10 protein-coding genes and 1 pseudogene are annotated in these 12607 nt (G+C 70.3%); 2 read left to right on the plus strand and 9 right to left on the minus strand.

Annotated features, from left to right (window positions below; genetic code table 11):
* Positions 1–251 precede the first annotated feature (251 nt).
* The 3 genes and pseudogenes from cobF to OG206_RS07835 form a co-directional block, all read right to left on the minus strand.
* Positions 252–715, minus strand: a pseudogene (gene cobF / locus OG206_RS07825) (precorrin-6A synthase (deacetylating)); the annotation flags it as partial.
* Between the two features lie 44 nt (positions 716–759).
* Complete coding sequence (locus tag OG206_RS07830) at positions 760–2118, minus strand: class I SAM-dependent RNA methyltransferase (RefSeq protein WP_327113649.1); 1359 nt, start codon at positions 2116–2118, stop codon at positions 760–762.
* Positions 2119–2267: 149 nt separating this feature from the next.
* Complete coding sequence (locus tag OG206_RS07835; RefSeq protein ID WP_327113651.1) at positions 2268–4313, minus strand: APC family permease; 2046 nt, start codon at positions 4311–4313, stop codon at positions 2268–2270.
* A gap of 345 nt (positions 4314–4658) precedes the next feature.
* On the opposite strand from OG206_RS07835, the gene OG206_RS07840 reads away from it, so the two are divergent.
* Together OG206_RS07840 and OG206_RS07845 are read left to right on the plus strand one after the other, a co-directional pair.
* Positions 4659–5327, plus strand: coding sequence for a potassium channel family protein (locus tag OG206_RS07840; RefSeq protein ID WP_327113654.1), 669 nt, complete (start codon positions 4659–4661; stop codon positions 5325–5327).
* Positions 5327–6004 carry a potassium channel family protein gene (locus tag OG206_RS07845; protein ID WP_327113656.1) on the plus strand — a complete coding sequence of 226 codons (678 nt, stop codon included), beginning with the start codon at positions 5327–5329 and terminating at the stop codon, positions 6002–6004. The genes OG206_RS07840 and OG206_RS07845 overlap by 1 nt, the downstream gene beginning before the upstream one ends.
* Positions 6005–6071: 67 nt before the next feature.
* Here the strand turns inward: OG206_RS07845 and OG206_RS07850 are convergent, their stop codons facing one another.
* From OG206_RS07850 to OG206_RS07875, 6 genes are all read right to left on the minus strand, one after another.
* Positions 6072–6848 carry a DUF3159 domain-containing protein gene (locus tag OG206_RS07850; protein ID WP_327113658.1) on the minus strand — a complete coding sequence of 259 codons (777 nt, stop codon included), beginning with the start codon at positions 6846–6848 and terminating at the stop codon, positions 6072–6074.
* Between the two features lie 3 nt (positions 6849–6851).
* Positions 6852–7268 carry an OB-fold nucleic acid binding domain-containing protein gene (locus OG206_RS07855; RefSeq protein WP_327113660.1) on the minus strand — a complete coding sequence of 139 codons (417 nt, stop codon included), beginning with the start codon at positions 7266–7268 and terminating at the stop codon, positions 6852–6854.
* A 201-nt stretch (positions 7269–7469) separates the two neighbouring features.
* Positions 7470–8177 carry a response regulator gene (locus tag OG206_RS07860; RefSeq protein WP_327113662.1) on the minus strand — a complete coding sequence of 236 codons (708 nt, stop codon included), beginning with the start codon at positions 8175–8177 and terminating at the stop codon, positions 7470–7472.
* A gap of 70 nt (positions 8178–8247) precedes the next feature.
* Entirely contained in the window at positions 8248–10791 is a 2544-nt protein-coding gene (locus OG206_RS07865; protein WP_327113664.1) for a DUF4118 domain-containing protein, read from the minus strand.
* Between the two features lie 168 nt (positions 10792–10959).
* A complete protein-coding gene (locus OG206_RS07870; protein ID WP_327113666.1) occupies positions 10960–11694 on the minus strand; it encodes an ABC transporter ATP-binding protein in 735 nt (244 codons plus the stop codon).
* Between the two features lie 148 nt (positions 11695–11842).
* A complete protein-coding gene (locus tag OG206_RS07875; RefSeq protein WP_327113668.1) occupies positions 11843–12607 on the minus strand; it encodes a DUF3710 domain-containing protein in 765 nt (254 codons plus the stop codon).

Genomic DNA, 12607 nt, shown 5'->3' on the forward strand with positions numbered 1-12607 from the left:
ACGACTACCCCCTATGCGTGGCGGGTCCGCCGACGACGAATTCAGGATCCTGACCGAGTGGTGTTGCCGTAGCCGTGCAGGGCAAGAGTTCGGCCGTCCCGGATCCTGTCGTTCCACTGATCGGGGTTTCGCCCCTGACGGCCCTTCAGCAGCTCGGCGGTGCATTGCACCTGTTCGGGCGTTCGGGCGAGGGCGGCGTGGGTCGAGCGCTCGGATCAGCCCTCGACGCCGTCCGTGTTGATCCTCATCAGCTAGGTATCCATGATCCATCCGCGCTCGGCGCGCGCCTCGGCACGCATGCGGCGAATTCGGTCGGAGACCTCGTCGAGCGGTCCGGAGACCAGGATCTCGTGAGGGATGCCGATGTAGGCGCCCCAGTAGATCCATATTCCGTTGCCGGCCAGGTGTTGGAAGCTTTCGTGCGCGTCGAGCATGACGACGATGTCGCCGTCGTCGTTCGGGAGGGTCTCGGACAGCCGTCGGCGCGGGGTGATGTGGATCGGCCGGCCGACCCGGTTCAGGCTGATGCGGTGTCGGGCCGCCAGACCGAGACGCTGCTGATCCCGGGAATCACCTCGTACACGAACGCCACCTCCTCGCGGGCTCGGATGTCATCGAGGATGGCGATGGTGCTGTCGTAGAGCGAGGGGCCACCCCATACCAGGAACGCGCCGGAGCGCCCCGGGGCCAGCTCATCGCGGATCAGCTCCTCGCAGAACGCCCACAGTGCGCATAATGCACATCGCCTAAACCTGCAGGTCAGGCACCCTTTGCGGCGGGCTCCAGGATCGCGACGCACTCGACATGGTGGGTCATCGGGAACAGGTCGAAGGCCCGCAGCGTCCGCACCCGGTACCCCCCGTCACGGAAGTACGCGATGTCCCGTGCCAGCGCCGCCGGGTCGCACGCGACGTACGCGATGCGCCGTGCCCCCAGCGCGACCAGCTGCTTGACCGTGGCCTTGCCCGCGCCCGCCCGCGGCGGGTCCAGCACGATCAGGTCGCACTCCGTGATGCCCGTGCGCGGCAGGACCTGGTCGACCTTGCCGTGCTCGATGCGGACCCGTTCCAGGTCCTTCAGGTTGTGACGGGCGTCCTCGACCGCGCGCTTCCCGGACTCGATGCCGAGCACCGCGCCCTTCTCACCGATCCGCTGGCCGATCGCGCCCGCGAACAGGCCGACGCCGCAGTAGAGGTCCAGCGCGGTGTCGTTCTTGCGGGGCAGCAGCCCCTGCATGACCGCGCGCACCAGGGTGTCCGCCGCCTGCGGGTGCACCTGCCAGAAGCCGCCGGAGCCGACGCGGTACGTACGGTCGTCGGCCCGCTCGCGCACGAAGGCGCGGCCGTGGACGCGGTGGACGCCGCCGTCCTTCTCGTCCACGCGCATCACGGACACGGGCTTGTCCAGCTCGACCAGCGGGAGCCGGCCGCCCTCGCGCGGGGTCAGGATGACCTGGCGGTCGTGGGAGCCGGTGGCGGAGATGGCCTCGACCGTCGCCATCTGCGGCCAGTCCTGCTTCTCGATGCCGAGCTCGGAGACGCCGGGGGCGGCGATCATGCAGTGGTCGACCGGCTGGACCTCGTGCGAGCGGTGCTTGCGGAGTCCGACCAGGCCGTCGGCGTCGACGGCGTACTGCACTCGCGTGCGCCAGGCCGGGACCTGGCCCGGCGGGAGCTTGTCGCCCTCGGCGGGCATGACCGTGCCGTCCCACCCGGCCTCCTCGGGCGTGAGGCCCGCGAGGCGCTGGAGCTGCTCGGCAATGACCTCGCCCTTGAGGCGTCGCTGCGCGCCCGGCTTGGCGTGCTGCCAGTCGCAGCCGCCGCACTTGCCGGGGCCGGCGTAGGGGCAGGGGGCCTCGACCCGGTCCTTGGACGCCTCGATGACGGTGATGGCGTCGGCGCGCAGGAAGCGGGAGCCGCTCTCACCCTCGGTGACCCGGGCGACGACCTTCTCGCCGGGCAGGGTGTGCCGGACGAAGAGGACCTGGCCCTCGTCGGTGCGGGCGATGCAGTGCCCGCCGTGGGCGACGGGACCGACCTCGACCTCGTACTCCCGGCCGATCAGGGACTCTCCGGCCTGCGGCTCCCCGGGCTGCGAGGACGTGGATTCGTTCTGCATGAGGGGGTGGCTCCAGAGATCGGGAAGAGTGGTACGAGATGTAGGGGTCCGGATGTGCAAGAACGGCGACGGCCGGACAACAGCCCACCAGTCTACGTGGGCCGGAGCCGGCCGCTCACCACACACCGTCCCCCACCGCACCCCGCGGCTCACCCCTTGCTGTGCTCCTTGTGCCGCCGTTCCACCGGACCGCGCCGGACCGAGCCGGGTGCCGTCCAGTCCGCCCGGCGACGGGCCCGCAGCTTCGCGGCTTCGGAGGACTCCAGCTGGTACGGCACCGAGGTCACCATGACACCAGGTGTGAACAGCAGCCGGCCCTTCAGCCGCAGCGCGCTCTGGTTGTGGAGCAGGTGCTCGTACCAGTGGCCGACCACGTACTCGGGGATGTAGACGCTGACCACGTCGCGCGGCCGGTCCTTGCGCAGGCTCTTGACGTAGTCGATGACCGGCCGGGTCACCTCGCGGTACGGGGAGTCGAGGATCTTCAGCGGGATGTCGATGCCACGGCGTTCCCAGTCCGCCTTCAGCGCCTTCGTCTCGTCGTGGTCGACGCTGATGGACAGTGCCTCCAGTTGGTCGGAACGCACCAGCTTGGCGTACGCGAGGGCGCGCAGCGTGGGCCGGTGGAGCTTGGAGACCAGGACGATCGAGTGGACCCGCGAGGGCCTGATCGTGTCGTCCGAGGGGGCTTCGTCCGCGGAGATCTCGTCGGCGACGCGGTCGTAGTGCTTCCGGATCGCGGTCATCGTGCCGAAGAAGATGACCATTCCGAGCAGCGCGACCCAGGCACCGTGGGTGAACTTGGTCGCCAGGACGACGACCAGGACCAGGCCGGTGAAGAACGCGCCGAAGGTGTTGATCGCCCGGGAGCGGATCATGTGCCGCCGCGCCCCGGGGTCGGTCTCCGTGCTCAGGTGACGGTTCCAGTGCCGGACCATGCCGGTCTGGCTGAGCGTGAAGGACACGAACACGCCGACGATGTAGAGCTGGATGAGCCGGGTCGAGTCGGCGCCGTAGATCCAGACGAGCAGGATCGCGGCGCCGGCCAGCAGCACGATGCCGTTGGAGAAGGCCAGCCGGTCGCCGCGGGTGTGCAGCTGGCGCGGCAGGTAGCGGTCCTGGGCGAGGATCGAGCCGAGCAGTGGGAAGCCGTTGTAGGCGGTGTTGGCGGCGAGGAACAGCACGAGGGCGGTCGCCGCCGCGAGGAACACGAAGAGGAATGTGCCCTCGCCGAAGACTGCCGCCGCGACCTGCGAGATGACCGGATCCTGGGTGAAGCCCGCCCCGACCGGGGAGCCGTTGTGGATGAGGTCCTTCGCGGGGTTCTCGGCCAGCTTCACATCGGTGGCCATGGCCAGGCCGATGATCCCGCAGAACATGGTGACGGCCAGCAGCCCCATGGCCGCGAGGGTGGTCGCGGCGTTCTTGCTCTTGGGCTTGCGGAAGGCGGGCACGCCGTTGCTGATCGCCTCGACGCCGGTGAGGGCCGCACAGCCGGAGGAGAAGGCGCGCAGCAGCAGGAAGACGAGCGCGAATCCGGCGAGCCCCTGGTGCTCGGGCTTGATCTCGTAGTCCGAGGTCGGCGCGTGCATGGTGTCTCCGAGGGCAAGCCCCCGGAAGGCGCCCCAGAGGATCATGACGAAGACGCCGGCCACGAACAGGTACGTCGGGATGGCGAAGAGCTTGCCGGATTCCCTGACCCCTCGCAGGTTCATCAGCGTGAGCAGGACGATGGCTCCGATGGCGCAGAACGTCTTGTGCTCGATGACGAAGGGGATCGCGGAGCCGAGGTTCTCCACGCCGGAGGAGATCGACACGGCGACCGTGAGGACGTAGTCGACGAGCAGGGCGCTCGCGACGGTCAGTCCGGCCTTCGGCCCGAGGTTGGTGTTGGCGACCTCGTAGTCGCCGCCGCCGCTCGGGTAGGCGCGCACGTTCTGCCGGTACGAGGCGACGACCGTGAACATCAGGACCACGACCGCGGCCGCGATCCACGGGCTGAAGTGGTACGCCGACACGCCCGCGATGGACAGCACCAGGAGGACTTCTCCGGGTGCGTACGCGACGGAGGACAGCGGGTCGGACGCGAAGACGGGGAGCGCGATGCGCTTGGGGAGGAGTGTTTCCCCCAGCTTGTCGCTTCGCAGCGCCCGGCCGATCAGGATCCGTTTGGGCACGTCGGTCAGTTTGGACACGGTGAGGATCGTAAGCGCTGGCGAGACACGCCGCCGAAGCACCACCCCCTCGATGCCCCGAAAACCTTCATAATTAACCGCCCTCACCGGATAAGTCCATGGAATCCTTAACGAAATCCTTGCGCCGGGGGCCGGTGACGCGCCCCTTCGGGGCCCCTTGTGGGGGGTCGGTCTCCGGGATACGCGCACTCGGATGAGGCGGTGGGGACGTCGCCGCATAAGCTCATGCAGGGGCGACGCCGGAGGTGGTTGCCCCGTTGTTTGCCCCCGCAAGCTGAGAGAGAAGTGTGAGCAGGGTGTTTTCGCAGGTCATCCGGATGACCAGGACGGCGAGGTAGGCGCAAGGTGCACATCGTCATCATGGGCTGCGGGCGAGTCGGAGCCGCTCTCGCGCAGACCCTGGAGCAGCAGGGGCACACGGTCGCGGTGATCGACCGGGACCCCACGGCGTTCCGCCGTCTCGGTGCGGGGTTCGGCGGTCGGCGGGTCAGCGGTGTCGGCTTCGACCAGGACACCCTGCGCGAGGCGGGTATCGAGGAGGCCGGGGCGTTCGCCGCAGTCAGCAGCGGCGACAACTCCAACATCATCGCGGCCCGTGTGGCGCGTGAGATGTTCGGCATCGAGAACGTCGCCGCACGCATCTACGACCCGAAGCGCGCCGAGGTCTACCAGCGTCTGGGCATCCCCACGGTCGCGACGGTCCGCTGGACGGCGGACCAGATGCTGCGGCGGCTGCTGCCGTCGGGAGCCGAGCCTCTGTGGCGCGACCCGAGCGGCGGTGTGCAGCTCGCGGAGGTGCACACGACGCCGTCGTGGATCGGGCACAAGATCAGCACGCTGCAGGAGGAGACCGGCGTCCGCGTCGCGTTCCTCACCCGGCTCGGCGAGGCCATACTGCCGTCGTCGCAGACCGTTCTGCAGGAGGGCGACCTCGTCCACGTGATGATGCGTACGGACGAGATCGCGAAGGTCGAGGAGGCCTTTGCCGAGGGTCCCGAGGAGGGCGGTCACTGATGCGCGTGTCGATTGCCGGGGCGGGTGCGGTGGGACGTTCCATCGCGGCGGAGCTTCTGGAGAACGGTCACGAGGTGCTGCTGATCGACAAGGCGCCCACCGCCATCTCGGTCGAGCGGGTCCCGATGGCCGAGTGGCTCCTCGCGGACGCCTGTGAGATCACGTCCCTCGACGAGGCGGCGCTCCAGCGGTGCAACGTCGTGATCGCCGCGACGGGCGACGACAAGGTCAATCTGGTCGTCTCCCTGCTCGCGAAGACCGAGTACGGCGTCCCTAGGGTCGTCGCCCGGGTGAACAACCCGAAGAACGAGTGGCTGTTCAACGAGTCCTGGGGTGTAGATGTCGCGGTCTCCACGCCGCGTCTGATGTCGGCGCTGGTCGAGGAGGCGGTGAGTGTCGGTGATCTGGTGCGGCTGCTGCGCTTCAGCCACGGCGACGCCAACCTGGTCGAGCTGACGCTGCCCCCGGAGTCGGCACTGGCCGGCACCCGGGTCGGCGACGTGGACTGGCCCCAGGACACCTCACTGGTCACGATCATCCGAGGGACGCGGGTGCTGACGCCGAGCCCCGAGGAGACTTTGGAGGCCGGCGACGAGCTGCTGTTCGTGGCGGCGCAGGCGCGCGAGGAGCAGCTGGAGGACCTGCTGTCGGTCCGCCGCGATCCCGAAGAGGACTGAGACGGCTCACGTGCGGGGGCCCCGGACCATGTCACGGTCCGGGGCCCCCGCACGTGAGCGGCGCGCGTCAGTACTCGGAGTTGCGGGCTTCCGGGGCCTGGGCGTTCTGCGCGGCGGCGGCCTTGCGTGCCTTCTCGGCCTGCTCCTCCGCCTCCATCTCGGCGAAGACGTCGATGGGCGGCGGCGCCTTGGCGAGGAACACCCAGGTCAGATACACCGCGAGCAGGAATGGCGGGATCTTCAGCGCGACCAGTACCCAGCCGAGCTGGGCGGTGTCGGCCCACCAGTAGAGCGGGAAGAGGATCGCGCACTTGGCGAGGAGGATGAGCCCCCAGGCGTAGCCGGCCTTGGTGTACGCCTTCTTGCGGCCGGGGTTCCGGGTGCGCCAGGAGAGGTTCTCCTTGAAGACCGGGCCCAGGATCAGTCCGATCAGCGGCACACCCGCGACCGACGTGACGAGGTAGGCAAGCGCCAGCCCGAGCGTGTAGAGCATGCCGGGGAGGTAGAAGTCCTTGGCGTTGCCCGTCATCATCGCGAACACGACACCGAAGGCCACACCGAAGACGCCGCTGAAGGCGTGCTTGACGGTGTCCCGGCGGACCAGGCGTACGACGACGAGGACCAGGGAGACTGCCACTGCGGCGATGGCGGACGCCTTCAGGTCCTTGTTGATGGTGAAGATCGTGACGAAGAGCAGCCCGGGCAGGACTGTCTCCACCATGCCGCGCACGCCGCCGAAGGCCTCGAAGAGCGCGGCTTCCGTGACCGCCTTCGCGTCGGCGTCCTGCTGGTCGGTGCTGCGGGGCTGGTCCGTGTCGGACGTCGGCTTGTCGAGAGACGTCACCGGCTACTCCTTGCCGAGCGGTCGGAGTTCGTATTTGGGGTTGAACAGCACCCGTCGTCCGTGGCTCATGGCCACACGACCCGACGCGATGAGCCTGCGGCCCGGCTCGATGCCGACGATGGAACGCCGGCCCAGCCAGACCACGTCGAGCGGTGCGGTCCCGTCGAAGAGCTCCGCCTCCAGGGCGGGCACTCCGGCCCGCGGACGCAGGGTGACCGTCCGCAAGGTACCAGTCACCTTGACGATCTGGCGGTCCGAGCACTCGGAGATGCGCGTGCAGCCCGAGGCGTGGGAGTCCTCCCGGAGTTCCTCGCACTCGAGGTCCTCCTGGGAGCTGGACAGCCGGTCGAGCATGCGTCGGAAGCGGCCGGACGGCTTGTCCGTCCTGCCTGGCTTCTCGAATCGGGGAACAGCGCTCATACCCCGAAGGGTACCGGTCTCCCGTGGTGGCGGCCGGGCCGCGGTGTCCTCACCCGGACGAGTGAACGCTCGCGCGACGGAAACCGACACCCGTGCGTGGAGGCGCCCACTCCCCCGAGGGCCGGGCGGCCCGTGTGAAGCCTCGCCCCGGCCAACTCCCACAGGTGGACGAGGCCGCAGGACCCGCCCGCCGGGGGACCGCTACTCCGGCACGGACCGACCGCGCTCGAAGCGGTAGCCCATCCCCGGTTCCGTCACGAAGTGTCTGGGGTGCGAGGGGTCCGCCTCCAGCTTGCGGCGCAGCTGCGCCATGTAGACGCGCAGGTAGTTGGTCTCGGTGCCGTACGACGGCCCCCAGACCTCCTGGAGCAGCTGCTTCTGGCTGACGAGGCGCCCGGCGTTGCGCACAAGGACCTCCAGCAGGTGCCATTCCGTGGGCGTGAGCCGCACGTCCCGGCCCTCGCGGTGGACCTTCTTCGCCGCCAGGTCGACGGTGAACCCCTCGGTCTCGACGACCACCAGGTCGTCGCCGCCCTCCGCGCCGACCGGTTCCGCCCTGCGTACGGCGGCGCGCAGCCGGGCCAGCAGCTCGTCCATGCCGAACGGCTTGGTGACGTAGTCGTCGGCCCCCGCGTCCAGGGCCTCGACCTTCTCGTCGGACGTGTGGCGGGCGGAGAGCACGAGGATCGGTACGCGGGTCCAGCCGCGGAGCCCCCTGATCACCTCGACGCCGTCCATGTCCGGCAGCCCGAGGTCGAGTACGACGACGTCGGGATGGCGGGCCGCGGCAAGCTGGAGGGCCGTCGCTCCGTCCGGCGCGGCGTCCACCTCGTACTTGCGCGCCTTCAGGTTGATCACGAGGGCGCGCACGATCTGCGGCTCGTCGTCGACCACGAGCACCCTTGTCATCGTGGACCTGCCTTTCCGGAGTACGTGTACGGGGTGGGGAAGCGCCCCGTGGAATGCGGGGCGCCGGGCCTCATGACACCACCCGCGCGGGCGGCGCGGGGCCTGTACCCACCTGGCCCGGTGCGGCGGTGAGGGTGAGGACCATGGTGAGCCCTCCGCCGGGGGTGTCCTCGGCGTCCAGCGTGCCGCCCATGGACTCCACGAAGCCGCGGGCGACGGCGAGCCCGAGGCCGACCCCGGCGCCGCGCGGAGCGTCACCGTACCGCTGGAACGGTTCGAAGATGCGTTCCTTGGCCTCGTCCGGGACTCCGCGGCCGCGGTCGGCGACCCGGAGCTCGACGCGCTCGCCGTGGGAGCTGGCGGCGACGGCGACGCGTTCCCGGCCGGTGCTGTACTTGACGGCGTTCTCGACGATGTTGGCGACGGCCCGTTCCAGCAGTCCCGGATCGACGGCGACCATGGGCAGCGTCTCCGGGATGTCCAGGTCGACGCTGCCCTCGGGTACGCCGCCGAGCGCCATCGGGACGACCTCGTCGAGGTCGATCTCGCGGATGAGCGGGGTGACGGTGCCGGTCTGCAGGCGGGACATGTCGAGCAGGTTGCCGACCAGGTGGTCCAGGCGGTCCGCGCCGTCCTCGATGGCCGCGAGGAACTCCGCCTCGTCGGCGTCGGACCAGGCGACGTCGTCGGAGCGCAGGGAGCTCACAGCGGCCTTGATGGCCGCCAGGGGGGTACGCAGGTCGTGGCTGACGGCGGCGAGCAGGGCGGTCCTGATCCGGTTGCCCTCGGCCAGCCTTCTGGCGGCCTCCGCCTCGCCGACCAGCCGCTGCCGGTCGAGGACGACGGCGGCCTGCGCTGCGAAGGCGCCGAGGACGCGGCGGTCCTCCGCGGGCAGCACGCGACCGGAGAGGGCGAGGGCCATGTGGTCGCCGACGGGCATGTCCACGTCGGCGTCGTCGGGCCGGGTCACGGGTGCGGGACCGACGGATCCGGCGCTGGTCCAGGGATCGACGTCGCTGCTGCGTTCCAGGAGGGCGACGGACTCCATGGCGAAGGTCTCGCGGACGCGTTCCAGCAGGGCGTCGAGGGCCGTCTCGCCCCGCAGGACGCTCCCGGCCAGGGCGGAGAGGATCTCCGACTCGGCGCGCAGTCTGGCCGCCTGATGGGTACGGCGTGCCGCCAGGTCCACGACGGAGGCCACCGCGACCGCCACCGCGAAGAAGATCACGATGGCGACGAAGTTCTCGGGGTCCTGCACGGTCAGGGTGTGCGTGGGTGGGGTGAACCAGTAGTTCAGCAGCAGGGAGCCGGCGGCTGCCGAGGCGAGCGCGGGGGCCAGCCCGCCGAGCAGTGCGGCGGCGACCGTCAGGAAGAGGAAGAGCAGGACGTCGTTGGCGAGTCCCGGTCCGTTCTCCAGTCCGTGCAGCAGCAGGGTCAGGAGGGCCGGTCCGCCGACGCCGGCGATCCAGCCCGAGATGATCCGGGCACGGCTGAGCCGGGCGCCGCGTGCGATGGGCAGTCCGCGTCCCTTGGCGACCTCTTCGTGCGTGACGATGTGGACGTCCAGGTCGGGACCGGACTCGCGGGCGACGGTGGCACCCACTCCCGGGCCGTAGACGTACTGCCAGGTCTTGCGGCGGCTGGAGCCGAGGACGATCTGGGTGGCGTTGACGCCCCGGGCGAAGGCGAGGAGCGCCGTGGGTATGTCGTCGCCGATGACGTGGTGGAAGGTGCCGCCCAGGTCCTCCACGAGGGTGCGCTGGACAGCCAGCTCCTTGGGCGAGGCGGAGGTGAGTCCGTCGCTGCGCGCGATGTAGACCGCCAGGATCTCGCTGCCCGAACCCTTGGCCGCCATCCGGGAGGCACGGCGGATGAGCGTGCGCCCCTCGGGGCCGCCGGTGAGTCCGACGACGATGCGTTCGCGTGCCTGCCAGGGGGCGCTGATGTCGTGCTCGCCCCGGTACTGCTGGAGGTACTCGTCGACCCGGTCGGCGACCCACAGGAGCGCCAGTTCACGCAGGGCGGTGAGGTTGCCGGGCCGGAAGTAGTTGGACAGGGCCGCGTCGACCTTGTCGGACTGGTAGATGTTGCCGTGGGCCATCCTCCGGCGCAGCGCCTGAGGCGACATGTCGACGAGCTCGATCTGGTCGGCCCGCCGGGCGACCTCGTCGGGGATGGTCTCCTGCTGCCGCACACCGGTTATCGACTCGACGACGTCGCCGAGGGACTCCAGGTGCTGGATGTTGACGGTGGACACGACGTCGATGCCGGCCTTGAGCAACTCCTCGACGTCCTGCCAGCGCTTGGCGTTGCGGGAGCCGGGCACGTTGGTGTGCGCGAGTTCGTCCACGAGCGCGACGGCCGGGGCCCGCTCCAGGACGGCGTCCACGTCCATCTCGGAGAAGACGGCCGAGCGGTGTTCGATGTCCCGGCGCCGGATCTGCTCCAGCCCGTGGAGCAGCACCTCGGTGCGCGGCCGGCCGTGGTGCTCCACGAACGCCACGACGCAGTCCGTTCCCCGCTCCACCCGCCGGTGGGCCTCGGACAGCATCGCGTAGGTCTTGCCCACACCGGGTGCCGCACCCAGGTAGATCCGAAGCTTGCCGCGTGCCATGGCCCCATTGTCTTCTCTGCAGCGACTTCCGCCGATGCGGGAGCCGCTGTCGAAGCTACCCCGAGAAATCCCGGCATACGGGGCCGGACCCCTGGAGCGGGGTCCGTATTGACGGGATTCTGATGCGGGGCCCGTGACCTGCGGCGGGCGGCCCCGTCTCCCCCGGGGTTACGCGTGCTCGACGATGTGCCCGTCGCTGAGCTCCAGGACCCGGTCGGCGAATCCGAGCAGCTGGGGGTCGTGGGTGGCCACGAGCACGGTGACGCCCTCGCTGCGCACCACGGCCCTGAGAAGCTGCATGACCGCGAGTCCGGTCTCCGCGTCGAGCTGCCCGGTGGGTTCGTCCGCGATCAGGAGCGCGGGCCGGTTGGCGAGCGCGCGCGCGATGGCGACGCGCTGCTGCTGGCCGCCGGAGAGCTCCCCGGGACGCTGCTGGGCGTGGTCGCCCAGGCCCACCAGCGAGAGCAGCAGGGCGACGCGCTCCTCGCGTTCGGCGGAGTCCGTCTTCCGCAGCCGCATGGGTACGCCGACGTTCTCGGCCGCGGTGAGGATGGGGATCAGGCCGAAGGACTGGAAGATGAAGCCGATCCGGTCCCTGCGCAGCTCCAGCAGCCCGTCCTCGCCGAGCTCCGAGAGGTCGGTACCGCCGACGGTGATCCGGCCGCCGTCGGGGGTGTCGAGACCGCCGACGAGGTTGAGCAGGGTGGTCTTGCCGGAGCCCGAACGGCCCTTGAGTGCGACGAGCTCACCGCGGGGTATCTCGAACGAGACACCCCGCAGGGCGTGCACGGCCGCGGCGCCGGTGCCGTACGAGCGGTGCAGGTCCTCGATCCGCACCATCGGGCCGTCCGTGGCGCTGTCGGCCAGGGCCGTACCGCCCTGTGCGCCGGTGCTCCGTGTCATCGCTCTCCCCGTGCGTGTGCCGCCGTGTGTGCCGCTCTCCGGCAGCGCCAGTATGTCCGTGCGGCCCCCGGAGAGGCAACGGAGAGGCCGGTGGGCCGTACCCGGTCCCGGGTACGGCCCACCGGCCTCGACGTGCCGTGCGGCGTGGTCAGCGCACCTCGGTGATCTCCGGTCCGCGCTGGAGGTTGCCCATCCCGCCGGAGAACTTGGAGCTCTCCTGGTCCTCCTGCTGCACACCCTCGGGCACCATCTGGGCGTCGTTGGGGAGCTTGAGGACGATCGGGTCGCGCGGGGCCATCGGGCCGTCACCGCGGACGACGACGGTGTCGCGGAAGATCGTCTCCAGCAGCCCGGCGGCCTCCGGCTGCACGGCGCCCTGGCCGGAGATCACGCCGCGCAGGAACCAGCGCGGTCCGTCGATCCCGACGAAGCGCACCAGCTGCACGCCGTTCTTCCCGTCCGGGAGCTGCACGGGTACCTGGGCACGCAGTTCCCAGCCCAGCGGACCCTCGACCTCGTCGATGATCCCGCCCTGCTGGGTGATGCCCGACGCGATCTCGTCGCGCACCTCACCCCAGATGCCCTCCTTCTTCGGAGCGGCGAAGGCCTGCAGCTGGATCGCGCTGTCGCGCAGCACGACGGTGGCCGCGACGATGGCGTCACCGGCGACCTCCACGCGCAGCTCCATGCCCTCGACCCCGGGCACGAAGACGCCGCCCAGGTCCACCCGGCCCTCGCCGGGCTGGGAGACCTCGGAGATGTCCCACGGCCCGTCCGGCCGGGGTGCGGGCGGAAGGTTCGTGCGGCGCGAGCCGCTCGCGGCGCCGTCGAGCTCGTCGGCGACCTGCTCGGCCTCGCGCGCTTCGTCCGCCGTGTCCTCGGCGGAACCACTGTTCTTGCGACGTCCGAACAC

This window comes from Streptomyces sp. NBC_01341 (assembly GCF_035946055.1).
Lineage (GTDB): Bacteria > Actinomycetota > Actinomycetes > Streptomycetales > Streptomycetaceae > Streptomyces.

What these genes read in the sequence shown, in the direction of transcription:
- OG206_RS07860 (WP_327113662.1), bottom strand. Translation starts at nt 8,177, where the DNA reads ATGACAAGGGTGCTCGTGGTCGACGACGAGCCGCAGATCGTGCGCGCC.
- OG206_RS07845 (WP_327113656.1), top strand. Translation starts at nt 5,327, where the DNA reads ATGCGCGTGTCGATTGCCGGGGCGGGTGCGGTGGGACGTTCCATCGCG.
- OG206_RS07830 (WP_327113649.1), bottom strand. Translation starts at nt 2,118, where the DNA reads ATGCAGAACGAATCCACGTCCTCGCAGCCCGGGGAGCCGCAGGCCGGA.
- OG206_RS07870 (WP_327113666.1), bottom strand. Translation starts at nt 11,694, where the DNA reads ATGACACGGAGCACCGGCGCACAGGGCGGTACGGCCCTGGCCGACAGC.
- OG206_RS07855 (WP_327113660.1), bottom strand. Translation starts at nt 7,268, where the DNA reads ATGAGCGCTGTTCCCCGATTCGAGAAGCCAGGCAGGACGGACAAGCCG.
- OG206_RS07865 (WP_327113664.1), bottom strand. Translation starts at nt 10,791, where the DNA reads ATGGCACGCGGCAAGCTTCGGATCTACCTGGGTGCGGCACCCGGTGTG.